Genomic DNA, 23709 nt, shown 5'->3' with positions numbered 1-23709 from the left:
CTTATGGTATTAATTTTTTGATATTTTCCAATGTGTCTATATCGGTTGCTTTTTTGTCCCTGCGCCAACGCAAAATGCGGGGGAAGCGCAGGGCGACACCCGATTTGTGGCGTTTGCTATAGCCTATTCCTTCAAAGGCAATTTCAAATACAAGTTCGGGTTTAACAGTTCTTACGGGTCCGAATTTCTCCACCGCATTCTGCCGGATATAGCGGCTAACCTCAAGTATTTCTTTATCTGTAAGTCCCGAATATGCTTTTGCGATGCTCACTAAGTGATCGCCGTCTTTAACGGCAAAAGTATAGTCCGTATAATGCGCGCTTCTGCGCCCACTGCCTTTTTGCGCATATATCAACACGGCATCGATGGTCATGGGATTGACTTTCCATTTCCACCAGCCACCTTTTTTTCGGCCAACATAATAGATGGAGTCTTTCTTTTTAAGCATAATGCCCTCACTGTTCAGCGCACGCGAGGCCGCTTGTAATTTCCGTAGGTCGGACCAATTTTCACCATGAATAAGTGGAGACAATTGGATTGTGGAGCCAACTTGACCTTGGCACAGCTGTTCCAATAACTTGCGCCTGTCCTGCAGGGACTCCGACCGGAGGTCTTTACCATCCAGCTCCAACAAATCATAAAGGTATACAACAATAGGGACTTCTTCACGTAAGGTCTTGGAAATTACCTTGCGATTGATCCTTTTTTGTAGTTCATTAAAATTCAATATCTGACCATCTTTCGACGCCAGAATTTCACCATCCAAGACAAAGCTCCCTTGCCATTGCCTGAGCGCATCGGTGATCTCAGGAAACTGTACGGTGACAAGTTCCTCACCTCTTGACCAGATATAGATTTCGTCGCCTCTTTTGATCAGCTGTCCGCGTATACCGTCCCATTTGTACTCGCATTGCCATTCCGCAATCGGCCCAAGTGCTTCCACTTCCTTTTCAATGGGGTAAGCCAGACAAAAGGGATAAGGTTTTGAAAGGTTGGTATTGCTATATTCGCCGCGAACGAGTTTGTCAAATGCGTAGTCATGGGGATTCCACTCGCCCATAATACTGTGGGTGACAATGCTCGGCTCGATCTGGAAATGTGCCGCAATGGTATTTATCAGCCCCTTGGACGATATTCCCAAACGAAAGCTGCCACCCAGCAATTTGTTGAAAATAAAGCGTTCAACGGTATTGAGCCTGTTCCAGGAAGCGAGTACAAAAGCTTTTTTTTCTTCCATTGAAGCATTTGCCAACAGCAGGATGTCTTCCATCCATTCACTGAGACTTTTGTCTATTTTTTCGGATGCGGGAGGCAGTAATAAAGCTAAGGTTTCGGAGAGATCACCGACAGCGGCGTAACATTCGACAAACAACCATTCCGGGATATTGGTAATTTCCATTACCCAAGTTTTAAGTTCTTTGGTCGAAATCGCACGCCTAGGCCTTTTGCCGGTCATTAAAGCGAGAAACCAGCGTTTATCTTTCTCAGGCGCAACGCTTAGAAAGCGGATGATCGCTTCTTTTTTTAAGCTGGCTTTATTGGAGCTATCCAGCGCATTGATCAATGTTGCGAATTCTATCATACGCTTAATTCTTCTCCGTAATTTGTATTTACCTCTTCGGCTTCAATACCTATTTCATTCAGATATTTGCTGAATGAGGCTGTCTGTCCATGCGTGACATACACTTTTTCGGCGCCACTTTCCTTCACTGCCTGCAGCAATCCATTCCAGTCCGCATGATCGCTGATGGCGAAACCTGCATCTGCACTGCGCCATCTTCGTGCACCACGGATTTGCATCCAGCCGGAGCAGATCGCATAGGCAACATGTGGTATCTTTTGGAGCAGTTGCGTATCAAGTAATGCCGGTGGTAGCAATACGATCTTGCCGTCGAGCTGTTTCATGTCCGTCATCGGGTCGATAATCTGGTAGGATGGTAATTTTAAACCTGCATCACTGTAGGCCATATTTAGTTTAGCGATGCTGTAATGCACATATATTTCGCCCATATCCTTTACCGCATTTAATATCCTTTGGGACTTGCCCAATGAATAACCAATAAATACGGATGTCTTTTTGTATCCCTGATTGTGTGTGATCCATGCTTTCAGTCGTTGATTTTGGATTTCAATACTCTCCCAGCGATAGATCGGCAGACCAAAAGTGCTTTCGGTAATTAATTCATGACATTTTACAGGTTCAAAAGGGGTGGAGAGGCCATCATCCTGGATTTTGTAATCTCCCGTAAAAACGGTGACTTTACCTTTGTATTCCAAGCGTATTTGCGCTGAGCCAATGATATGTCCTGCAGGATGTAAAGAAATTTTTACACCGTTGATCTGGATCGTCTGGTTGTAAGCTAAGCCTTCAACCCGGATATCAGGTCCAATACGACTTTTCAGTATACCGACGGTCAGGTGGTGACAAAGATACTTTTTCATGCCCGGGCGCGCGTGATCTGCATGTCCATGTGTAATGATGGCAAGATCAACGGGTTGCCATGGATCCAGGTAAAATTTGCCGGGAATACAATAAATGCCTTTTGATGTGAATTGAATCATATCGAATCCTTGTTTTTGAAAACATGACTTCCGTATAGAGCATGTTATGTATTCAAACAGGCAGGCATAAGTTAAAGTTTTGTTTATTTTTTAGTGAAAGTCGATCCTAGTGATTAAATTGCGGGGGTAAGGAAATTTTTTGCCTGAAGAATGGATCCGGTTAATTTTTTTACATTTGTTTACTTTGATTCTTAGTTTAAGCGCTCTATGATATTAATAGTCGATGACAACCCAGATAATATTTATTCATTACAAAAGTTATTGGAATCCAAAAATTTTAAAGTCGATACTGCCCATTCCGGTGAAGAGGCTTTAAAGAAGATTTTAAAATATAATTATGCTTTAATCATATTGGATGTGCAGATGCCCGATATGGATGGTTTTGAAGTTGCTGAGAACATTGCTGGATTCAGTAAGACTAAGGAGACGCCGATTATATTTTTATCTGCTGTCAATACCGATAAACGTTTTATTACGAAAGGTTATGATTCAGGAGGACTGGATTACGTCACCAAACCCGTCGATCCGGATATTCTGATGCTTAAAGTCAAAACATTCTATCGACTGTATGAGCAGACCCAGGCCCTCAAGGATATCCAGCAGGCTTTGGAAATGGAAGTGGAGAGAAGGAAACAGGCGCAATTGGAACTTCGTTCGAAAGTAGACTACTTACATACCTTATTGGAATCATTGCCACAAATTGCTTTTACCTGTGACCATCTTGGTAATATTGGCTTTGTCAATGGCCGTTGGTTCCAGTTTTCGGACAGTGAGAACACATTCCCGCAGACGCATCCTGATGACCGGTCGATCATGGCTGAATTGCAGGAAAGTCTTGAGTCCGGTAAACCTTTGGAAATGGAGGTGCGGGTTAAAAAGCGGGATGAATCAGGGTATTCGTATCAATTATTAAGGGTCTGGCCAATTTTGGAGAATGGCGAAAATAATTGGGTGGGGACATTTACCGACATTGATGCGCAAAAGAAAGCAGAGCAGGAAAAGGATGAGTTTTTGAGTATTGCGAGCCATGAACTGAAGACACCGCTGACAAGCATCAAAGCTTATATGCAGCTACTTGACCGTAAGTTGAGTCTTGACAAAAACTGCCCGGAGGCCAAGTATGTTGGCCGGGTTCAGGATCAGGTTGGAAAGCTCAACAGTTTGATCACGGATTTGCTCGATATATCAAAAATTGACAATGGTAAACTGCGGATCAATAAAAAGGTATTCTCGCTTGAACGTATGGTACAAAATGCCATTGATTCCATTGTGCAGACCCATGATCAGAGCAATATGGAATTATATAGACAGGGAGATATCTCGGGACTCATGGTCTACGGTGATGAGATACGCCTGGAGCAGGTTCTTGTTAATTTTTTAACAAATGCTTATAAGTATGCTGCCGGGACAGAGAAGGTGATCGTCGATTGCAGCGTAATGACAGATGTCGTAAAAGTCAGCGTGATAGATTTTGGAATCGGTATACCTGAAAACAAACTGTCGGAGGTTTTTGACAAGTTTTACCGTGTAGAGGAAACTTCCTTTGATTTCCAGGGGCTGGGAATAGGCCTTTATATTTGTTCGGAAATTATCCGTAGCCATCAAGGTACCATTGCCGTTGAAAGTTCAGCCGGTAAGGGGGCCACATTTTATTTTACATTACCATTAAATCTGCCTACAGATGCCGAATAAAACACTTAATAACTTATCTATAGGAATTGGTTTTTCACTACTGGCGCTGCTGGTGAGTTCTACAGCATCGTATCTGGGGATTAAAGAACAGAATAAACACCGTCAGGAGCTGGCCGCTACCCGAAAAATAATCAGTTTATCAAATGTTATCCTTAACTCTCTGCAAGGGGCAGAAACGGGAAACAGGGGGTATCTGCTCACGGGGAAGGAGAATTACCTGGAACCATTCAACCAGGCTTTAGCGAGCCTGCCGGTTGAGCTGAATGAAATAAAGGAGCTTACGAAAGCCGATCCTGAGCAAAATGTTCGGGTAGACAGCTTATTTACAGCGGCCCAGCAAAGGTTAGCTGTATTAAAGGAGTCGGTGAATGTCAAAAGGAATGGCGGGACTGTTAGTCTGACGCAGCTGGACGAGAGCAAATCCGCAATGGACAAATGCCGTAGCATCATTAAAGAAATTATTCATTACGAAGATGATGGTATCGATCAAAAATCCAGCAATTTAGATAATTCTTCGTTTATAACGACCTTATTTATCGTGATCAGTGCATTGCTATCATTGGTGATTACGACATACTTTTATTTTCGGCTAAGGGCAGACTTTCTTAGACGCCTAGCGCTGGAAAAGTCACTCCGTGAGAAGGATGAAGGGATTGCCCGCAGGTTAAATATGGTTCAGAAGATCACTAATCGTATTGCGCTAGGGGATTATGATGTAAAAGCCGAGGACATTGAGGAAGACGACCTTGGTGCGATTGCCAAATCCGTTAACCGGATGTCAAAAGCCTTAAAGAAATCATTTGATCAGCTTAAAGATAACGACTGGCTGCACATGGGATATGCCGATCTTTATACCGGATTGGTCGGTAACAAAACCGAAAGGGTACTTACCACAGATTCAGTAAAGGGATTAGTCAATTATATAGGCGCTATTACTGGAGCGATCTATGTTTTTAATGAGGAAAAACTTGAACTATCTGGTGCTTACGGATTGGACCCAAAGGCACAGCAATATTTTCTTCCAAATGAAGGTTATGTCGGACAGGTCTTTGTTGATCGGGAAACGAAAATCATAAATAATATAAACACGGAAGACTATATCGTGAGTTTTGCCAGTGGAAAGGTCAATGTACAGCACCTTATTTTTGTACCTATTGTATGGGCTGATCAGGTGTTGGGTGTGCTGGAGATCGGGCACCGTCAGCCATTTGCGGAAATTGAATCAACATTTCTGACGGAATGTGCCAGACAACTTGGTATCGCTATCGCTTCGGCGAGGGGCCGTGCTAAAATTCAGTCACTTTTGGAAGAAACTCAAGTACAATCTGAAGAATTGTTGACACAGCATGCGGAGCTGGAGAATCTGAATACGGAATTGGAAGCGCAGACCTTGCGTCTGCAGTCGTCCGAGGAGGAACTGAAGGTGCAGCACGAGGAATTGATGCAATCAAACCAAGAACTGGAAGAACGTTCAAAACTGTTGGAAGACAAAAACTTATTGATCGCCGAACGTAACCTGGAAATTCAGCAGAAAGCGGAGGAACTCGCTTTAAGTACCAAATATAAGTCTGAGTTTTTGGCCAATATGTCCCATGAGCTGCGTACACCGTTAAATTCCATCCTGCTACTTTCGCGTTTGCTATCTGAGAATAATGAACACAATCTTAGCGCTGACCAGATCGAATCGGCTAAAGTGATCCAAAGTTCGGGAACGAGCCTGTTAACCTTGATTGACGAGATATTGGATCTTTCAAAGATTGAGTCTGGTAAAATGACATTGGAGTATGCGACACTGAATTTAAATGATATCTCGGCGGATCTGAATAATTTATTTCTTCCGATTGTCAATGAGAAAGGCCTGGCTTTCACAATCAATATTGATCCCGGGGTCAATAAAAATTTTCAGGGCGACCGACTTAGAATTGATCAGGTGCTACGGAATCTGATTTCAAATGCGGTTAAATTTACAGCAGCCGGTGAGGTAAGACTGGATATTTACGAAGATAGCTCCGATAAGGATAAGCTTGTTTTTGCCGTGATTGATTCGGGTATAGGGATTCCCCTGGAAAAACAGAAGATAATTTTCGAGGCTTTCCAGCAGGCGGATGGTTCGACAAGACGAAAATTCGGAGGGACAGGACTGGGTTTGTCTATCAGCAGAGAGATTGCACGCTTGTTGGGCGGTGAAATCAGACTGGAGAGTGAGGAAGGAAAGGGAAGCACATTCTTATTTATCATTCCGAATCATCCGGTAGATCCCGGGGAACAGCGTACGAAAGAAGAGTTGCTTGTAGAAGAGATTCATTCTGAAATAGAGGAGGTGCGTGAGCTTGTAGCGGATGACGTCTATAATCCTGCCACAATACGTATTCCGGAGGAGTTACCTGATGATCGGGATAGCATTGTTGCGGGGGATAAGGTTATTTTGATTGTCGAAGATGATATCAATTTTGCGAAAGCATTATTGAAATACACGCATAGCCAGCACTATAAGGGTGTTGTTGTTGTACGTGGGGATCATGCATTGCCGGCGGCCAAGAAATATCATCCACAGGCGGTTTTATTGGATATTCAATTGCCGGTCAAGGATGGATGGGCTGTGATGGATGAGTTAAAGGGGGATAAGAGCACAAGGCATATTCCGGTACATATCATGTCTTCACTTGAAGTGAAGAAGCAAAGTCTGTTAAAAGGTGCAATTGATTTTATCAATAAACCTGTCGCTTTGGAACAGATGACATCGGTTTTTCAAAAGATAGAATCTGCTTTGAGCAGGTCTCCAAAAAAGGTGCTCATTGTTGAAGAGAATCCTAAACATGCTAGTGCATTGGCTTATTTTTTAAGTAGTTTCAATATCTCACTTGAAGTAAAAGATAATGTTGAAGATAGCATCACAGCATTGGGGACCGCTGAGGTGGACTGCGTGATCTTGGATATGGGTGTTCCCGATGAAATGGGCTATAATACCCTGGAGGCCATCAAACAGCATGAGGGACTTGAAAATTTACCGATTATCATATTTACGGGTAAAAATCTGTCAAAGTCAGAAGAGCTGAAGATTAAAAAATATGCAGATTCTGTGGTTGTTAAGACTGCACATTCTTATCAACGGATTTTAGATGAGGTGGGTTTATTTCTACATCTGATCGAGATAAACAGTTCGGATGATGTGCGACGTAAAAACAACGGGCTTGGCGCATTAGCGGATGTGCTGAAAGGAAAAAAAGTGCTGGTGGCTGATGACGATGTGCGCAATATATTCTCAATGACGAAAGCATTGGAGAAATTTCAGGTAGAGGTTATTCCGGCAATGGATGGTAAGGAAGCACTGGACGTACTGCGTTCGGGAGAGTCGATTGATATCGTGCTGATGGATATGATGATGCCCGAAATGGATGGGTATGAAACAATCAGGAATATCAGGCAAACACCTCAATTTGCGACATTGCCCATTATTGCGGTCACTGCCAAATCAATGATTGGTGATCGCGAAAAATGTATACGGGCTGGTGCTTCGGACTATATCTCCAAACCTGTGGATATAGACCAGCTGCTGTCGTTGTTGCGCGTATGGTTATATGAAAATTAATTAAGGCGGTTAATGAATCAAAATAAAGTGATATTAATTGTTGACGATGACAACCGGAATATTTTTGCACTCGGTTTGACCTTGAGAGCGAGAGGATACCAAGTTGTCAGTTGTACTTTAGCAAAGGATGCAATTCAACTTTTGGAAGAGGGAAATGGTATTTCATTGGTGCTAATGGATATGATGATGCCCGAGATTGACGGTTATGAAGCGATTCGTTTGATCCGGGCTTCCACGGTTATCAACGATATTCCCATCATAGCTGTAACTGCCCAGGCAATGCCCGGGGACCGGGAGAAATGTCTGGCATCGGGGGCGAAGGCTTATATTTCAAAGCCGATTGATGTTGATTTGCTGTTGACCGAAATAGAACGATTGATATCGTGATGTTGGGCCATAATATAATTAAGGACGAGGAGATCGATATTTTATTGGAAGATATCTATCAGCGCTATGGCTACGATTTTATACAGTATAGCCGGGCATCGATTAAGAGAAGGATCAACCGGATCATGACGAATGACCGATTTGCGAGTTTTGCGGAGCTCCGATTCGCATTGAAAGACGATCCGGAGTTTCTGCAGCATTTTGTCGAGGAAATTACGGTGAATTTGACGGAGATGTTTAGGGATCCTTTATTTTTCCGACAGCTGCGCGAGGAGATCTTGCCGCAACTGGGTACCTATCCATTGATCCGGATCTGGGTGGCAGGCTGCGCCAGTGGTGAGGAAGCTTATTCTTTGGCTATTTTGCTTAAGGAAGCCAATCTCCATCACAAATCGTTAATTTATGCAACGGATATCAATCCACGTGTGCTGGAAATAGCACGCAATGGTGTCTATCCACTGAGTCAGATCAAATCTTTTTCGGAAAACTACATCGAATCTGGAGGAAAGCAGGATTTTTCGAGTTATTATACAGCAAATTACGACTGGGCTAAATTTGATCCGGAATTGAAGCAAAAAATGATCCTATCAACCCATAATTTGGTTTCAGATACTTCTTTTAATAGTTTTCAGCTGATTTTGTGTCGCAATGTATTGATTTATTTCAATAAAGATCTGCAGGACCGTGTATTTAGATTATTTGACGCAAGCCTGGAAAATCTAGGTTTTTTGGGCCTAGGTAGTAAGGAAACCATCCGTTTCTCAAGTATTCAACAGAACTTCACCGCAGTGGGTGATCAAAAAATTTGGAAAAAACTCTACCCACAATAAGATGGTTTTATTTGGCACGATATTCAAGCCTTAATAAAGCCATGTATGGGAGATAAACTAAGCGATATGAGCAAAAGAAAAACTGTACTGATATTTGAAGACGATACCATTATATTGGAGGTCATAACAGTGGTGCTGACAGATTTGGGTTTTCATGTTGAAGTCTCCGAAACATCACATGATATCATTCAAAAAGTAGAGTCTACGGAACCGGACCTTATTTTAATGGATAACTGGATTCCAAATATTGGCGGGGTAGAGGCTACCCGTCTCTTAAAAGCCGATGATAGGTTTAAACATATTCCGGTTATTTATGTATCTGCCAATAATGACATCGAATCGTTGGCTGTAAGCGCCGGTGCAGATGATTTCTTATCCAAGCCCTTTGATCTGGATGATCTGGATGATATTGTTAATAAGTATATCTAATAATTGATTGAACGAGGATCGTGTTCGAACTCCGGCCATCCCTTCTGGTTCGAATCCATATGGAATAAAAAAACCTTTCATTTCTGAAAGGTTTCTTATGCGGAGAGTGAGGGATTTATCGCGTCCCTTATCCCCATGCTGCTAATACCCGCGATGATAGTGTTCGAACCCCGGCCAGCCCTTCTGGTTCGAATCCATATCGAATAAAAAAACCTTTCATTTCTGAAAGGCTTCTTATGCGGAGAGTGAGGGATTCGAACCCCCGAACCTGTGACAGTTAACGGTTTTCAAGACCGCCGCATTCGACCACTCTGCCAACTCTCCGCGACAAAAGTACGAATTTTTGCTCTCCTGCCAAATTTTATTTTAGAAATAGTTCCTATTTAGCTTTTATAAACTGTATATCAGCGCTAAATTTTACATCGTCACTTACCATCACGCCACCTGTTTCCAAAGCTGCATTCCAGTTAAGTCCAAAATCTGAGCGTTTGATCTTTCCTTCGACGATAAACCCAGCTTTAGTATTTCCCCAAGGATCTTTTTGAATACCCGCAAATTCCAGATCAAAAACTACAGCTTTGGTCACATCACGGATGGTCAGATTTCCTTTAATTTGATCATTTTCTAAGCTTGTTGCTTCAAATGTTATTGCAGGATATTTTTCTACATCAAAAAAGTCAGCGCTTTTTAAATGTCCATCACGTTGCTCATTTCTGGTGTTGATAGAAGCAGTATCAATAGATACTTTTGCAAGTGCATTCTCAAAAGTATCATCTTCTGCATCAAGATCTATTTTAAAACTGTTAAAGTTTCCTTTAACATTTGTGATCATCATGTGTTTTACTTTGAATTCTATTTCGCTATGTGCAGCGTCCAATTCCCATTTTCCTTGTGCCATAATTTTGTGTTTTTTCTTATTTGTTTAATAACACAAAGGTAACAGCGTTATTTGTCTTTTTGTTTGACCTAGATCAATAAAATAATCTTGTTGAAAAGCAATCAGTTATTGAAAAACCATAAAAAAAAGCAAGTGATATTTTGGAATTGTTGAACAAATGTCTACTTTTGCATTACCGAAAGCGACGCGCCAATAGCTCAGCTGGATAGAGCATCGGTTTTCTAAACCGACGGTCTCAGGTTCGAATCCTGATTGGCGTACAAAAAGCCCCTTTGTTTAATACAGAGGGGCTTTTTTTATACTGTGCTCAATTTTTCCAATCTGTTAGCTAATTGGGGCTCTACACCAAAATTTGGAGACAAATAGTGCTCGGTCGAAAATATTCAAAGCGTTTCTCTATGTATTTTGGTTAGGCGTATAAAAATTAGAGTTACTATTTTAAGTCGCAAAATAGGGGTAGGGACCGTTTGTCCAACTATTGTAGTACATGAATTTTGCTTCATTGGAAATAGTCTATTATACTTGATTTTTGTACCTTTAGAAAACGTTGAATTGTAGTTTATTTAGCTTATAGACAAAAAGAATTGGTAATACTTTGTGGTTAGCTAGATAGAGTTAAATGGTGTAATAACATCTATATGGATGAAATATTTAAAAAACAGGTATACGAATTAACGAGACTAATCCCAAAGGGGCGTGTTTCAACTTATGGTGCTATTGCTAAAGCTTTGGGATACCCAAATCACGCTCGTCATGTTGGAAAAGCAATGGGCGGTTGTCCCGGAGATGTACCTGCTCATCGGGTGATTTCCAGTGGTGGCGTACTGTCCGTTCCGGAATTTCAGATTAAACTGGAGGGCGAAGGTATTGTGATAAATAATCTTAGGGTCAGGGATTTTAAGAATTTATTCTGGAACCCGATAAATGAACTTTAAAAAATGGATAAATGATAAAATATTGTGCATTTCTACGGGGAGTAAATGTGAGGGGAACCAATATGAAGATGGCCGATGTATGCCGGGTATTTAAAGATACGGGCATGGATCATGTTAGTTCGGTGCTGGCTTCCGGAAATATAGTTTTTTCATCGGATAGCCCTGTGGACGAACTTAAAATCGTTTTGGAAGCTGCTATGTCCAAGTCTTTTTCCTACGAAGCTTTTTTGTTCATTAAATCGGAGGAAGAAATTACGCTATTCAGGCGTAATATTCCTTTTGACATTCGTCCTGATTTTCATATTTATGCTTTTGTAGGTTTGCCAGGCGTAGAAGAACTGCTCATGCAAGAATTCAATAACAGTGCGAAAGCAGCTGATGAAAAAGCCAAAGTGATTAATGGGGTATTTTATTGGCAGGTGCCCAAAGGAAATACACTGGATTCAACATTCGGAAAAATATTGGGTAAGAAAAGTCTGAAGGATAAGTTCACCAGCCGCAATGTGAACACATTTGAAAAAATTCTGAAGATCATGCAGTAGGCTATTATTGTTATTGCATGCTAACATCAAAAAAGGCGTAATGATTATCGAATGATAGCCAGTACGCCTTTGATATTAAAATAATTTACAGATTGATCTAGCTTCTCTCAATCTCTGCGGATTGAGCCCATATATTAATATGTCCATCTTTTGCATAGAGATCAATCTCATGGATTTCTTCTGCCGTAAATGATAGCTTTTTGAGTGATCCGACACAATCAATGACCTGTTGTGGTCTCGACGCCCCAATAAGTGCAGAAGTCACCTGTTGTTTTCGAAAAACCCATGCAATGGCCATTTGCGCTAAGGTCTGTCCTCTACGTTGTGCAATGGCATGTAGCGCCTGAATATTTTTTCGATTTTCTTCACTGAGAAACTTGGTCTGCAAGGATTTTGATTGTGAAGCCCTGCTATTTTCAGGAATATCATGTAAATATTTATCGGTTAACATGCCCTGGGCAAGTGGAGAGAAAACAATTGAGCCAATACCAATCTCGCCCAGAGTGTCTAATAGACCATCCGACTCAACCCATCGATTCAGCATGGAATAACTCGGTTGATGGATAACAAAGGGTGTTCCCAAGGATTTCAGTATTGCATAGGCTTCCTTGGTACGTTGCGAATTGTAGGATGAAATGCCGACATAAAGGGCTTTTCCGTTTCGCACGAGCTGATCCAGGGCCATCATAGTTTCCTCCAAAGGCGTGTTTGGATCGAAGCGATGTGAATAGAAAATGTCAACGTAATCTGTTCCTAAGCGTTTTAAGGACTGATCACAACTGGAAATAATATACTTTCGGCTGCCCCATTCGCCATAAGGACCATCCCACATGTGATAACCTGCTTTTGAGGAAATGATCAGCTCATCGCGATATCCCGCAAACTGTTGCTTAAGAATTTGTCCGAATGCAATTTCCGCGCTACCCGGGGGCGGTCCATAGTTATTGGCTAGATCGAAATGCGTGATTCCGAGATCAAAAGCCGTTGTGCAGATGTCAACCTTGGTTTGATGTGCCGTGTCATTTCCAAAATTGTGCCATAAACCTAAGGAAATAGCAGGTAACTGAAGTCCGGATTTACCACAACGGTTGTATATCATCTGTTGGTAGCGGTCGGGATGGGGAGTGTATTGCATAAAATTGAATTGTTTTATTCCAAATATAAGTAATAAACAAATTTCCGCGAATTGAAATTTAATGTATTTTTATGTCAAATTTTGCATAAGTTGAAGCTATAAAAAACATGAAGAAAATCACATGGATCTTAGGGGTGTTTTTGTTCTGGGCAGGCGGTGCCCAGGCACAGTCGAAACACCTATTATTTAAAACCGCATTTGGGGAGTTTAAGGTCGTACTTTATGATTTTACACCACAGCATCGTGATTTGATGTTAAGGTCGATTAAAGATAGTGTTTATCAGGGCGCCCTGTTCAATCGCATTATTGAAAATTTTGTTGTACAAGGAGGTGAACACGATATAGATATCGAAAAGAAGGAGGCAGCAGATCCTTTACACCGAAAACCTAGACTGGCGGCGGAATTCGACGAACGTGCTTTTCACAAAATGGGGGCATTAGGAGCGGGACGTGACGGCAATCCGGAGAAAGCCTCCTTCCTTGATCAGATCTACTTTGTAGTTGGAAAAAAGATCACTGCGGCAGATCTCGATAGCTTGGAAATAAAAAAAGGGATTAAATATAGCAAAGAACAGCGGGATGAATACCTCGCTCATGGTGGACAGCCCAGACTTGATCAGGATTTTACAGTCTTTGGTGAAATATATCAAGGGCTAGATGTCATCATGAAGATAAGTCGGGTGAAAACGGATAAACAAGATTTTCCTTTGACAAAGGTACCCTTTAGTATTGTGGAGATTAAAGAATAAAACCATCTTTCAAGATGGTTTTGTTCTTTAATTTTTCAATCGATGTATTCAATTCCTAGCTATGACCGTTTTTATCGCAATAAATGACCGGGAAAATAAAACGGTCAATGCGAGAAAGGACACAAAAAGCCCCATTAATTACTTAATGGGACCTGACATATATAAAACTGATTAAATTTGGCAGACGAAAAATATTAAATCTTTCCTGTTTCTTTCAAAAGTTTGTAATATGCATACACAATATTGATTTCAGCATTTGTATATTTCAGTTCCGCTTCAAGTTTTGAATTGGAAGCGTCCATAATATCGACTATAAGTGCCAGTTGGTTCAAATACTTTTTTTCAATTATACGATAGTTCTCGTCTGCAAGTGCTTTGTTGTACTCGAGCGCATTGCGCTGTGAGTAGGCCTCATTGTATTTAATGTATGCGGTATTAACAGCCACACTGGTCTTTTGTTTCAGTGCTTGTTCGTATTTCTTGTTTTTTTCAATTTGTAAATCGTTTAGTTTTAGCTTTTTGTCCGTTGTATATAAAGAAGAAATGTTGTAACTCAATGAGACGCCCACATTCCAGGTATTCATATATTTATCAATGACAGGCATGACATTGGTGATCGGTTTGACCAGATTATTTCCAGCGAAAAGGCTGAGTGCGGGAGATTTCTCGGATTTGGTAATATCTTTTTCGGTGTAAAGAAGCTCTGTTTCTTTTGTGGCGAGCTGGACATTTGGATTTGATATGTAAGCCTCTTGTTTTAATGTTGTTAGATCCCGTGGTTGAAAGTGGGCCTTTAGAATACCGTCGTCGGGTGTGATGCGAGTGTTTTCCGGCAGTCCCAGTGCAACGACAAGTTCATCATTCAGAATACGCATATTATTTTGGACGACTTCTTTGGCGAGTTGCAATTCGGAGATCTGTAACTGATTTCTTATGACATCATTTTTGGTAATCATCCCTTGCTTGTATAATTTTTCTGTAAGTTCCAGCCGCCTTTGGGCCAATTCGATATTCTGATGATAAACCTGCTCTTGATTGCCGAGTTTAAAGAGGTCCAGAAAGTATCCCAATACCAAAATTTTGATGTTTTGCTCTTCATTTAGGTGGTCCAGTTCCGCTAGCTCTTCTCCCAAAGAAGATGCTTTAATTGAATTCTTGATTACTCCGCCTTTCCAGATAAGTTCCTTGGCCTCCAAGGAATAGTTGTTTCCGAAATGGGGCAGAGGAACCTTCTCGGAGCCCGATAGGTTCTTCTCGATCAGCGCCGCATCACCAAGGTAAAACGCTGAAGCTGATGCACTGATCTCCGGTAATGTTTTCAATTTTGCGACTGCAGTTTTCTGCTTGGCAATATCAACTGCTGTCTTTGAAACAGCAAGGTTGGGGTGATTGCGTATGGCGAGCGCAAATAATGTTTCAATATTGATCTTTTTGGTCGAAATGCTATCCTGACCGTATGTTAGATTGCTAAAAATTGTAAAGAAACAAACGACCAAGTACAAACCTGTTTTTAGTGCGCTTGATTTAATATTCATGGTATATTTCTTAGTGCTATATATGTAATACAAAGTTACATACTGGTATGATGCCAAGAAATGTCTATTTAATGCTTTGTGATGTTCAATTGGTAACAGTTGTGGCTTGTCGCTCCCGGAATATATTGGGGGTAATACCGACGTGTTTTTTAAAAAACTTGCTGAAAGCGTACTGATCAGAAAAGTGAAATTCCTGAGATAACTGATTGATTGTTTTATTGGAGACAATCAATTGTGCCCGAGCTTCGCTCAGTAACCAATTGCTCAGGATCGCGGAGGGAGAGTCTTTGGTGATTTCCCTGACACATATAGAAAGGTATTTGATAGAAATATGGAGTAATTCCGCATAGAACGCCAAATCCCGATGCTGTTTATAATTGTCAGCAACAAGTTGTAAAAATTGAACGGTAATCTCTTCTTTTCGCTGATTACGGATTGTTAAATGACGCTCTCCGGCATCATAAATCACAGCGGCCAGTAAATAAATGATTGCCATAAAAATATTAACATTTGCTTTTTGAAGAAAATCCATCCCTTGATTTTGCGCTTTTTTTCTATTTTGATGTAATGTTGAAATTAATGTCCAAATCGTTTCAAAGTCAGTAGCCGTGGGGCTGAATGGAACGGAACTATTTGCATGGATAAGACGGTAAGCATCATATTTGCTAATGGAGAACCGGATTCGGTTGGAGAAATTTCTGTCGTAATTCAATACTTTGAATTGTGCATCTTGGCTGATCTCCGAAAAGCAATAGTACTTATTATAACCGATAAAGAAAATACTGCCTGCCTGCAATTGGACCGGGCTGCCGTTGCAATCAATGGCAACCGTCCCTGTATGTACGAGGATACAGGTCGTGTTAAGCGGGTGGTAAATATATTCACCTACTTTTTGGAGGAGCTCCGATTGATCTATAAGCTGTATTTTGCTCATCACCGGTATTATGCTAAAAAACCATCCTCCAGCATATAAGCACTGGAGGATATGGTCTTTGTGATTTAAAATGCAACTTTTTTAGGATCAGATCCAGAGAAACCCATCGTCGGCAATTCGCTAATTGTCTGTATATCTTCTTCCGTGAGATCGAAGTTGTCAACCGTTAAATTTCGCTTGATATTTAATGGATTGGTGGACTTTGGTAGCGGTAGTATGCCTTGAGATAAAGCAAATTTAATACAAATCTGTCCGACGCTGGTGTCTTTTTGTTCCGCTAGAGCAATTAAAGTCTCGTCTTGTAGGATTCTCCCCGAACCTAGGGGCGACCAGGCCTGGACTAAAATGCCATTGGATTTGCAAAGGTCAACGGTCTCTTGTTGGAGGTAACCCGGATGAAATTCAATTTGGTTGACGGCCGGGACGATTGTTACGGTTTCCAATAATTTGGCAAGGTAATCTTTTGGAAAATTGCTGACTCCGATTGCCTTCACCTTTCCTTGTTGATATAAATATTCAAGCGCTTTCCATGTTTCAGCGTTGATAGTTGCCCAGTTTTCGAATTGTGATTCATTGGCCGGCCAGTGAATCAAATAAAGATCAATATAGGCCAAACCCAAGTCTGTGAGGGATTTTTCGAATGCAGCAATTGTTTTATCATAGCCGCGTTCGGTATTCCAGAGCTTGGTCGTTATAAATAATGTATCACGCGCTATTCCGCTGTCTTTGATAGCTCGGCCTACACTTTTTTCGTTACCATATATGGCTGCAGTGTCAATATGTGTATACCCGACTTTCAATGCTTCCGTAACGGCCTGGTATGCCTCTTCACCTTCCGGAATTTGCCAAGTTCCAAATCCAATTGCTGGAATATCAATTCCATTGTTCAATTTGAATGATTTCATGCTTAATCGTATTTTTTGTTTGACTAAATTAGGGTTTCGATTGTATTATCCCGTCACTGAAATGTAAAGAGGGCTGTCTTTTCGAGGGCGGAACCCAAACTTATTCTGGATTGCCAAAATATATTTATTTTCACAATTTTATTGTCAAAAAGGTCGGATTAACGCATGGTTTATGGCATTAATTCTTATCTTTAGGCGAAATTTTGAAAAATTTAGATTTTTCATTGATTTCGCATAGCATTAAAAATTAAACATATTTCTAATAGATTACTATGTCAAACAAATCAAAAATTGTTTGGACAAAAACAGATGAAGCACCTTTGTTGGCGACTTACTCGTTTTTGCCTATTGTACAAGCGATTACAGCTACAGCTGGTATCGATGTTGAATTGAGAGATATCTCTTTAGCAGGTCGTGTTCTTGCAAGCTTTCCCGAATTTTTAAAAGAAGATCAGAAAATTGCCGATGCTTTGGCAGAGTTGGGTCAAATGGCTACAACTCCAGAAGCGAACATCATTAAGTTACCGAATATTTCAGCATCTATTCCACAATTAAAAGGCGCTATTGCTGAGTTGCAAAAAGCGGGTTACGCTATCCCTAACTATCCGGATGAAGCAACCACGGAGGAAGAAAAAACAATCAAAGCTAAATATGCAAAAGTACTGGGCTCTGCTGTAAACCCTGTATTGCGCGAAGGTAACTCGGATCGTCGTGCACCGAAAGCGGTCAAGAATTACGCGAAAGCAAATCCACATAAAATGGGGGCTTGGGCAAAAGATTCTAAAACAAAAGTTGCATCGATGACATCCGGTGATTTCTATGGTTCAGAACAATCTGTAACAGTAGAAAATGCGGGTCAGTTCAAAATTGAATTTGTAGATGCACAAGGGGGCGTTACTGAATTAAAAGGGCTTTCGCCATTAAAAGCGGGCGAAGTAATTGACTCATCGACATTAAGCTTAAATGCATTAAAAGGTTTTGTGGCTGACGCGATCGCTGAGGCGAAAGCGGCTGGCGTGTTATTGTCTGCGCATTTGAAAGCAACGATGATGAAAGTTTCTGACCCTATTATCTTTGGTGCTGTTGTTGAAACTTATTTCGCAGACCTATTTGCTACCTATGGTGAGTTATTCAAAGAATTGGGTATCAACAAAAATAACGGTTTAGGAGAAGTTTACGCTAAAATTGCAGGTCATGCAAAAGAGGCGGAAGTGAAAGCTGCCATCGATGCTGCTATCGCGCAAGGTCCTGCTTTGGCGATGGTCAACTCAGATAAAGGTATTACAAACTTCCACGTTCCTTCCGACGTTATTATTGACGCATCTATGCCGGCGATGATCCGTATTGGCGGTAAAATGTGGAATAAAGATGGTCAAGAAGAAGATACGATCGCCATGGTTCCTGATCGTTCATACGCAGGTGTTTATGAAGCAACAATAGAAGACTGTAAAGCGAATGGCGCTTTGGATCCCAAAACAATGGGTTCTGTTCCAAACGTTGGTTTGATGGCTCAAAAAGCGGAAGAGTATGGTTCTCACGATAAAACTTTCCAAGCTGCAGGTAACGGTGTTATCCGTGTGGTGGACGCCGATGGTCATGTGTACATGGAACAGAGCGTTGAAGAAGGGGACATTTTCCGTATGTGTCAAACAAAAGACGCACCGATTCAAGACTGGGTGAAATTAGCTGTAAATCGTGCGCGTTTGTCAGATACTCCGGCAATATTCTGGTTAGACAAAGACCGTGCGCACGACAGAGAGATCATTAAGAAGGTAGAGAAATATTTACCTGATTTTGATACGACAGGTTTAGATATTCGAATTCTATCTCCGATTGAGGCAACTAAGTTCTCGTTGGAACGTATCCGTAAAGGGGAAGATACTATTTCTGTAACAGGTAACGTACTACGTGATTATCTGACAGATTTGTTCCCTATCTTAGAAGTTGGAACCTCGGCCAAGATGTTGTCTATTGTGCCATTGATGAACGGTGGTGGTTTGTTCGAAACTGGTGCTGGTGGTTCTGCTCCGAAACACGTGGAGCAATTCCTGCAAGAAGGTTACTTGCGTTGGGATTCATTGGGTGAATTTTTGGCTTTAGGAGCGTCATTGGAACATTTGTCGCAGACACAGAATAATCCCAAAGCATTGGTTTTGGCTGAAACGTTGGATGAAGCAACAGAGAAATTCCTTGCAAATGACAAATCTCCGGCACGTCGGGTAGGTCAGATTGATAACCGCGGGTCTCATTTTTATTTGGCATTGTACTGGGCTCAGGCCTTGGCTGCTCAAACGAAAGATGCTGAACTGGCGAACCGTTTTGCCGCAGTAGCAAAAGAATTGACAGATAATGAGGCGAAGATTAATGATGAATTGATCGGCGCACAAGGTCAGGCACAGAACATCGGTGGTTATTACTTCCCGAATGACGAATTAGCGACAAAAGCAATGCGTCCTTCTGTGACATTAAACAATGCCATAGCGCGTATTTAATTATTACCTGATGTTGCAATAAAATAAGAAGAGCCCCGGTCAATGATCGGGGCTCTAATTTTTGGGTCTAGTCGTTGTATGCTCTTACTTTATCGAAAGGAATAATCTATTTTAGCGGATATTTTACACCTTTAAAAGTCATCTTGACAGGTTGAATATGCCCCTTTTTGTCAAATTTCATTTCGTCGATGCAAGTGACACGTTCATTCGCACCTTCCTTGCCCAATGGTCTGCGATGATAAACGATGAAGTATTTATCTTTATTAGGAACTTTAATGACTGAATGGTGCCCAGCGCCGACGGCAACTTCTGGATCACGTTCGAGGATAGTTCCAATACGCTCAAATGGCCCAAACGGAGAGTCGGCAATCGCATAAGCGACTTTATAGTCAGGACCAGTCCAGCCGCCCTCTGACCACATAAAATAGTATTTGCCATCTTTGATAAACATAAAAGGGCCCTCGACATAATCCTTTGGTGTAATTTCCTTGTAATAAGTTCCGTCATCAAAAGGGAGCAAGCCCGTAAAATCCGGTTTGAGTTTGACCATATTGCAATGTTTCCAGCCACCATAATACATATAGAACGTACCGTCTTTATCTTTAAAAACAAATTGATCTATGGGTTGCGCGCCGTTGATAATATCATTTATCAATGGTTTTCCTAGGAGATCTGTATAAGGGCCTTCAGGTTTGTCCGCTACAGCCACGCCAATTCCGCCGATTTCCCCTTTATGTACGTCGTTAGCACTAAAGAACAAATAATATTTACCGTTATTTTCAAGTACGGCGGGCGCCCACATCGCTTTCTCGGCCCATTTTACTTGTGTATTTTGGAGTACCCGCGGATGTTTTTCCCAATGTGCTAAATCCGAAGAAGAAAATGCATCAAAAAATAGCTGTTCTTCATAGGGGGCTGAATAGGTCGGGAAAATCCAATATTTGTCATTATAAATAATTCCCTCAGGATCGGCATAATTACCATTTAAAACTGGATTCTTTTGCGCAATAAGTGTCGTCGCCAGAAACAAAGATGTTGTCGTAAAAAATGTCTTGATCATCGTTATGGTTTAAAAGCTTAAGATAATACATTCTATTGGAGCATATGGCTGATAAAATATCATTTTTATGCTGATTTTTCTCAATATTTTTAAAATGTTAAAATTATGTTAAAATAAGGCTGAGCTTTCGAATCTTTCCGCTTTATTTCACATATTTGTTTATGTCATTTCCAAATGGCATAAATACTTTTCATAAAATAGGTTAATAATATGGCTAAAATACCCGAAGTCCCCCAGGCTTCGGGTATTTTCTTATTCACGCTCCAACCCGAAGATCATAACTAATTTTCCATCAATATAAAAGTTTAATGTCTGCTCGGCGATGTCAAATTGAAGCTGCTTTTGCTCCACCACTGCAAAGAAATCATTTTCAATATTGGCTCCGTTGCAGGATTTCATCGTACTGGCGAGATGCGGAAAGCTGATCAAATTGCCTTTAACACTAAAATTACCCCAAAAATTATTACATCCGGTCGATCCGGCGATGGTGCCATTTTTTGCATCGAAACCAATGTTGGCTTTGTTGTTTGAAACATCTTTGCCATTTAATTGCAGTAAATTCCACCGGAATCTGGCGAGAAATGAAGCCACACTGGGTAGCCCGGTGACCTTTTCTTTGGAAATAATATCAAGTAATTCATATTGCATACTGTCGGTGTCTCTTGCTTTCGTTTGCTTTACTTTGATACGGTAACGATATTGCTCTTGGTAATCAAAACCGAGGATCGGATTAGAAATATATTCCCATTTATTTTTTTTAGTGGATTTCACCTGGAGGCAGTTTAATTTTCCCGAAGTTGGATTATTTACATAATTCTCGGCAACATCCCAAATGGCAATTTCCGCGTTTTTGGTTTTGGATTTGCTGATGATTTTCGCCAGTGAATAGATTGATTTGTGCGCGGTCTGCGTTTTTTTTACCCGAATCGTGTATTCAAAGTTGGCATTGTAGTTAAACTGTTGTATTTCTGCATAGAATTTTTCCCAGTCTTTGCTATTGTAATACTTTACGAGATAGGGTGGTGTACTTTCTAGCCCAGATTTAACTTTTATCCGAAACGTGCTGATTTGTGCATATAAACCGTACGGGAATAGAAATAAGAGGATAAAAAATAAGCTGGATTTCAGGGATTTCTTCATAATGGGCATTAAATATCAATAAAAACGTATCTTTAAACATGAATATTGCACGAACAAAAGTACTGTTAGTCATCGTACTTTTTCTGTCCGGCTTTCGGATATATGCCCAAAATAACAAGGATTATTTTAAAACACAAGTCCCGCTAGGTGAATTGACGGATCCGGGGCTAAAAGAAGTGTCGGGTATTGTAGCCGCCCATGAGGAAGGAACATTTTGGGTTCATAACGATAGTGGCGATGGTGCAAACATCTATTTGATCGATCGTCAAGCAAAGTTGATCAAAAGCTTTTCACTGGAAGGAATAGATGTAATTGATTGTGAAGATATTGACCGTGTTAAAATTGCAGATAAAAATTACCTCGTTTTAGCAGATATTGGAAATAATCTCGGGAAGCGGACTTGGGCGTGCCTTTATGTGTTTCCTGAACCTTCAGTTAGCGATTCGTCACTGATATCAAAGAAAAATATCAAAACCATATTTGTTAAATTTCCGGGGCAGAAACGGTTGGATGCGGAATCTATCATGGTTGATCCAACAGATAATACCTTGTATGTGGTTTCGAAGCGCGAATTTCAATCGACTGTATATAGCGCGCCAGTTTTCCGAAATAGAAAACAACAGTATTTCACGTTAAGTAAAGTGGCTGAACTCCCCTTTACTTTCGCTACAGCGGCGGCGATAGACCCTACAGGAAAAGAGCTGCTTATCAAGAACATTACAACTATTTTTTATTGGAAAAGGAAGCCGGGTGAATCATGGGGCGAAACGCTTCAATCGAAACCGATTGAAGTGCCTTATTCGGTAGAACCTCAGGGGGAGGCCATCGCATTCGATAAGGATGGGACGGGTTTTTATACCATCAGTGAGCGTCCATTCGGTTTAAAATCCTATCTTTATTATTTCGGAAAAAATCCTAAATCAAATGATAAATAACAAACTTTTTTTAGTGAAACAGATGGGTGCTACAGCACGGAATAAATGGGATAGAAAGAACAGCCCAGTTCATTATTTCATGAATTTAAAACAATTATTAGTTTTATCAATTGCCTTATGTTGTTTTTGTATAGCCAGTAAAGCTGCAAAAGTCGATACTTTAGCGATCCGAAGTCAGCGCATGGACAAAGTTATTAAAACTGTCGTTATTCTTCCCAAGGGATATTCGGAAAGTACCAAATATCCGGTACTCTATTTACTTCATGGATATTCGGGTAATTATAGCAATTGGGTGAAGAACTCCAATGTCGCTGCTCTGGCTGACCAATATGGATATATGGTTGTTTGTCCGGATGGGGGATTTGGAAGTTGGTATTGGGATATCACAAATGATCGAAATTATCAATACGAGACATTTGTTTCCAAAGAACTGATTGATTATATAGATGGACATTACGCCACAGTTCAGGACCGAAGAGGAAGGGCGATTACAGGACTTAGCATGGGGGGACATGGAGCCTTGTCACTTGCAATTAAGCATCAGGAACTTTATGGTGCTGCAGGCAGTACCGCCGGCGGAGTGGATTTCAGACCCTTTCCCCTAAACTGGGAAATTAAGGACCGTATCGGGAATTACGCCGATTCGACCCAGGCCTGGGATGATCGCGTGGTGATCAATATGATTCCCAAATTAGTGAACAATCAACTCCGTCTGATTATTGATTGTGGAAAGGAAGATTTTTTCTATCCTGTCAATGTTGCACTTCACGATAAACTCATGTACCACAACATTAATCATACTTTTGTTACAAGTGAGGGGGGGCATAACTGGACGTATTGGTCACGCTCCATCATCTATCAAATGGCCTTTTTTAATGATTTTTTCAGTCAGCCAGAAAAAAAATAAAAAGAAAAATAGATAAATATTTGGCTTAAATGAATAAAATACTATTTTTGTTT

General features: G+C 41.0%; 20 protein-coding genes and 2 tRNA genes. 12 read left to right on the top strand and 10 right to left on the bottom strand.

Features of this window, described 5'->3' with window-relative positions; genetic code table 11:
* Position 1 precedes the first annotated feature (1 nt).
* Positions 2–1582, bottom strand: a complete 1581-nt coding sequence (locus G6053_RS16475; RefSeq protein ID WP_165307230.1) for an ATP-dependent DNA ligase — start codon at positions 1580–1582, stop codon at positions 2–4.
* Positions 1579–2562, bottom strand: coding sequence for a ligase-associated DNA damage response exonuclease (locus G6053_RS16470; RefSeq protein ID WP_165307229.1), 984 nt, complete (start codon positions 2560–2562; stop codon positions 1579–1581). Before G6053_RS16470 ends, G6053_RS16475 begins: the two co-directional genes overlap by 4 nt.
* A gap of 207 nt (positions 2563–2769) precedes the next feature.
* On the opposite strand from G6053_RS16470, the gene G6053_RS16465 reads away from it, so the two are divergent.
* The 5 genes from G6053_RS16465 (at position 2770) to G6053_RS16445 (ending at position 9489) form a co-directional block, all read left to right on the top strand.
* Positions 2770–4254 (top strand): ATP-binding protein, encoded by a 1485-nt coding sequence (locus tag G6053_RS16465; RefSeq protein ID WP_165307227.1) that lies wholly within the window; start codon positions 2770–2772, stop codon positions 4252–4254.
* On the top strand, positions 4244–7843 hold the full coding sequence (locus G6053_RS16460) for a response regulator (protein WP_165307225.1): 3600 nt from the start codon (positions 4244–4246) through the stop codon (positions 7841–7843). The genes G6053_RS16465 and G6053_RS16460 overlap by 11 nt, the downstream gene beginning before the upstream one ends.
* A 12-nt stretch (positions 7844–7855) precedes the next feature.
* On the top strand, positions 7856–8230 hold the full coding sequence (locus G6053_RS16455; RefSeq protein ID WP_165307223.1) for a response regulator: 375 nt from the start codon (positions 7856–7858) through the stop codon (positions 8228–8230).
* Positions 8230–9060: a protein-glutamate O-methyltransferase CheR gene (locus G6053_RS16450; protein ID WP_108633780.1), complete on the top strand. Its 831-nt coding sequence runs from the start codon at positions 8230–8232 to the stop codon at positions 9058–9060. The genes G6053_RS16455 and G6053_RS16450 overlap by 1 nt, the downstream gene beginning before the upstream one ends.
* 66 nt (positions 9061–9126) lie before the next feature.
* Positions 9127–9489: a response regulator gene (locus G6053_RS16445; protein ID WP_108634516.1), complete on the top strand. Its 363-nt coding sequence runs from the start codon at positions 9127–9129 to the stop codon at positions 9487–9489.
* Between the two features lie 239 nt (positions 9490–9728).
* Here the strand turns inward: G6053_RS16445 and G6053_RS16440 are convergent.
* Positions 9729–9813, bottom strand: a tRNA-Ser gene (locus G6053_RS16440).
* Positions 9814–9868: 55 nt separating this feature from the next.
* Complete coding sequence (locus G6053_RS16435; RefSeq protein WP_108633784.1) at positions 9869–10387, bottom strand: YceI family protein; 519 nt, start codon at positions 10385–10387, stop codon at positions 9869–9871.
* A 186-nt stretch (positions 10388–10573) separates the two neighbouring features.
* On the opposite strand from G6053_RS16435, the gene G6053_RS16430 reads away from it, so the two are divergent.
* The 3 genes from G6053_RS16430 to G6053_RS16420 all read left to right on the top strand — a co-directional run bounded on the left by G6053_RS16430 (position 10574) and on the right by G6053_RS16420 (position 11864).
* A tRNA-Arg gene (locus tag G6053_RS16430) sits at positions 10574–10647 on the top strand.
* 378 nt (positions 10648–11025) lie between these two features.
* Complete coding sequence (locus G6053_RS16425; protein ID WP_165307222.1) at positions 11026–11322, top strand: MGMT family protein; 297 nt, start codon at positions 11026–11028, stop codon at positions 11320–11322.
* An 11-nt stretch (positions 11323–11333) separates the two neighbouring features.
* Positions 11334–11864, top strand: coding sequence for a DUF1697 domain-containing protein (locus tag G6053_RS16420; RefSeq protein ID WP_165307220.1), 531 nt, complete (start codon positions 11334–11336; stop codon positions 11862–11864).
* A 97-nt stretch (positions 11865–11961) separates the two neighbouring features.
* Here G6053_RS16420 and mgrA read toward each other — a convergent pair whose 3' ends face one another.
* Positions 11962–12999: an L-glyceraldehyde 3-phosphate reductase gene (mgrA, locus tag G6053_RS16415; protein ID WP_108633787.1), complete on the bottom strand. Its 1038-nt coding sequence runs from the start codon at positions 12997–12999 to the stop codon at positions 11962–11964.
* A 107-nt stretch (positions 13000–13106) separates the two neighbouring features.
* Between mgrA and G6053_RS16410 the strand changes: the two genes are divergently transcribed.
* Positions 13107–13748, top strand: a complete 642-nt coding sequence (locus G6053_RS16410) for a peptidylprolyl isomerase (RefSeq protein ID WP_165307218.1) — start codon at positions 13107–13109, stop codon at positions 13746–13748.
* 194 nt (positions 13749–13942) lie between these two features.
* On the opposite strand, the gene G6053_RS16405 is transcribed toward G6053_RS16410, so the two are convergent.
* From G6053_RS16405 to G6053_RS16395, 3 genes are all read right to left on the bottom strand, one after another.
* Positions 13943–15283: a TolC family protein gene (locus G6053_RS16405; RefSeq protein WP_165307217.1), complete on the bottom strand. Its 1341-nt coding sequence runs from the start codon at positions 15281–15283 to the stop codon at positions 13943–13945.
* 85 nt (positions 15284–15368) lie between these two features.
* Complete coding sequence (locus tag G6053_RS16400; protein WP_165307215.1) at positions 15369–16217, bottom strand: AraC family transcriptional regulator; 849 nt, start codon at positions 16215–16217, stop codon at positions 15369–15371.
* Positions 16218–16282: 65 nt separating this feature from the next.
* A complete protein-coding gene (locus tag G6053_RS16395; protein WP_165307213.1) occupies positions 16283–17122 on the bottom strand; it encodes an aldo/keto reductase in 840 nt (279 codons plus the stop codon).
* A gap of 272 nt (positions 17123–17394) precedes the next feature.
* Here G6053_RS16395 and G6053_RS16390 point away from each other — a divergent pair, with 272 nt between their 5' ends.
* On the top strand, positions 17395–19614 hold the full coding sequence (locus tag G6053_RS16390) for an NADP-dependent isocitrate dehydrogenase (RefSeq protein ID WP_165307211.1): 2220 nt from the start codon (positions 17395–17397) through the stop codon (positions 19612–19614).
* A gap of 106 nt (positions 19615–19720) precedes the next feature.
* On the opposite strand, the gene G6053_RS16385 is transcribed toward G6053_RS16390, so the two are convergent.
* Positions 19721–20674, bottom strand: a complete 954-nt coding sequence (locus G6053_RS16385; RefSeq protein WP_165307208.1) for a glycoside hydrolase family 43 protein — start codon at positions 20672–20674, stop codon at positions 19721–19723.
* Between the two features lie 252 nt (positions 20675–20926).
* On the bottom strand, positions 20927–21814 hold the full coding sequence (locus G6053_RS16380) for a DUF4377 domain-containing protein (RefSeq protein ID WP_165307206.1): 888 nt from the start codon (positions 21812–21814) through the stop codon (positions 20927–20929).
* A gap of 38 nt (positions 21815–21852) precedes the next feature.
* Here G6053_RS16380 and G6053_RS16375 point away from each other — a divergent pair, with 38 nt between their 5' ends.
* Positions 21853–22749, top strand: coding sequence for a hypothetical protein (locus G6053_RS16375; protein WP_165307204.1), 897 nt, complete (start codon positions 21853–21855; stop codon positions 22747–22749).
* Complete coding sequence (locus G6053_RS16370; protein ID WP_241254751.1) at positions 22739–23656, top strand: alpha/beta hydrolase family protein; 918 nt, start codon at positions 22739–22741, stop codon at positions 23654–23656. The genes G6053_RS16375 and G6053_RS16370 overlap by 11 nt, the downstream gene beginning before the upstream one ends.
* Positions 23657–23709: the final 53 nt, after the last annotated feature.

The sequence above is a fragment of the Sphingobacterium sp. DR205 genome, from assembly GCF_011064245.1.
Taxonomy (GTDB): Bacteria; Bacteroidota; Bacteroidia; order Sphingobacteriales; family Sphingobacteriaceae; genus Sphingobacterium; species Sphingobacterium athyrii.
This window is presented reverse-complemented; position numbering and strand designations above follow the sequence as displayed.

Excerpts from the sequence above, each read along its gene's own strand:
- G6053_RS16475 (WP_165307230.1), bottom strand. The coding sequence starts at position 1,582 with ATGATAGAATTCGCAACATTGATCAATGCGCTGGATAGCTCCAATAAA.
- G6053_RS16470 (WP_165307229.1), bottom strand. The coding sequence starts at position 2,562 with ATGATTCAATTCACATCAAAAGGCATTTATTGTATTCCCGGCAAATTT.
- G6053_RS16465 (WP_165307227.1), top strand. The coding sequence starts at position 2,770 with ATGATATTAATAGTCGATGACAACCCAGATAATATTTATTCATTACAA.
- G6053_RS16460 (WP_165307225.1), top strand. The coding sequence starts at position 4,244 with ATGCCGAATAAAACACTTAATAACTTATCTATAGGAATTGGTTTTTCA.
- G6053_RS16455 (WP_165307223.1), top strand. The coding sequence starts at position 7,856 with ATGAATCAAAATAAAGTGATATTAATTGTTGACGATGACAACCGGAAT.
- G6053_RS16450 (WP_108633780.1), top strand. The coding sequence starts at position 8,230 with ATGTTGGGCCATAATATAATTAAGGACGAGGAGATCGATATTTTATTG.
- G6053_RS16445 (WP_108634516.1), top strand. The coding sequence starts at position 9,127 with ATGAGCAAAAGAAAAACTGTACTGATATTTGAAGACGATACCATTATA.
- G6053_RS16435 (WP_108633784.1), bottom strand. The coding sequence starts at position 10,387 with ATGGCACAAGGAAAATGGGAATTGGACGCTGCACATAGCGAAATAGAA.
- G6053_RS16425 (WP_165307222.1), top strand. The coding sequence starts at position 11,026 with ATGGATGAAATATTTAAAAAACAGGTATACGAATTAACGAGACTAATC.
- G6053_RS16420 (WP_165307220.1), top strand. The coding sequence starts at position 11,334 with ATGATAAAATATTGTGCATTTCTACGGGGAGTAAATGTGAGGGGAACC.
- mgrA (WP_108633787.1), bottom strand. The coding sequence starts at position 12,999 with ATGCAATACACTCCCCATCCCGACCGCTACCAACAGATGATATACAAC.
- G6053_RS16410 (WP_165307218.1), top strand. The coding sequence starts at position 13,107 with ATGAAGAAAATCACATGGATCTTAGGGGTGTTTTTGTTCTGGGCAGGC.
- G6053_RS16405 (WP_165307217.1), bottom strand. The coding sequence starts at position 15,283 with ATGAATATTAAATCAAGCGCACTAAAAACAGGTTTGTACTTGGTCGTT.
- G6053_RS16400 (WP_165307215.1), bottom strand. The coding sequence starts at position 16,217 with ATGAGCAAAATACAGCTTATAGATCAATCGGAGCTCCTCCAAAAAGTA.
- G6053_RS16395 (WP_165307213.1), bottom strand. The coding sequence starts at position 17,122 with ATGAAATCATTCAAATTGAACAATGGAATTGATATTCCAGCAATTGGA.
- G6053_RS16390 (WP_165307211.1), top strand. The coding sequence starts at position 17,395 with ATGTCAAACAAATCAAAAATTGTTTGGACAAAAACAGATGAAGCACCT.
- G6053_RS16385 (WP_165307208.1), bottom strand. The coding sequence starts at position 20,674 with ATGATCAAGACATTTTTTACGACAACATCTTTGTTTCTGGCGACGACA.
- G6053_RS16380 (WP_165307206.1), bottom strand. The coding sequence starts at position 21,814 with ATGAAGAAATCCCTGAAATCCAGCTTATTTTTTATCCTCTTATTTCTA.
- G6053_RS16375 (WP_165307204.1), top strand. The coding sequence starts at position 21,853 with ATGAATATTGCACGAACAAAAGTACTGTTAGTCATCGTACTTTTTCTG.
- G6053_RS16370 (WP_241254751.1), top strand. The coding sequence starts at position 22,739 with ATGATAAATAACAAACTTTTTTTAGTGAAACAGATGGGTGCTACAGCA.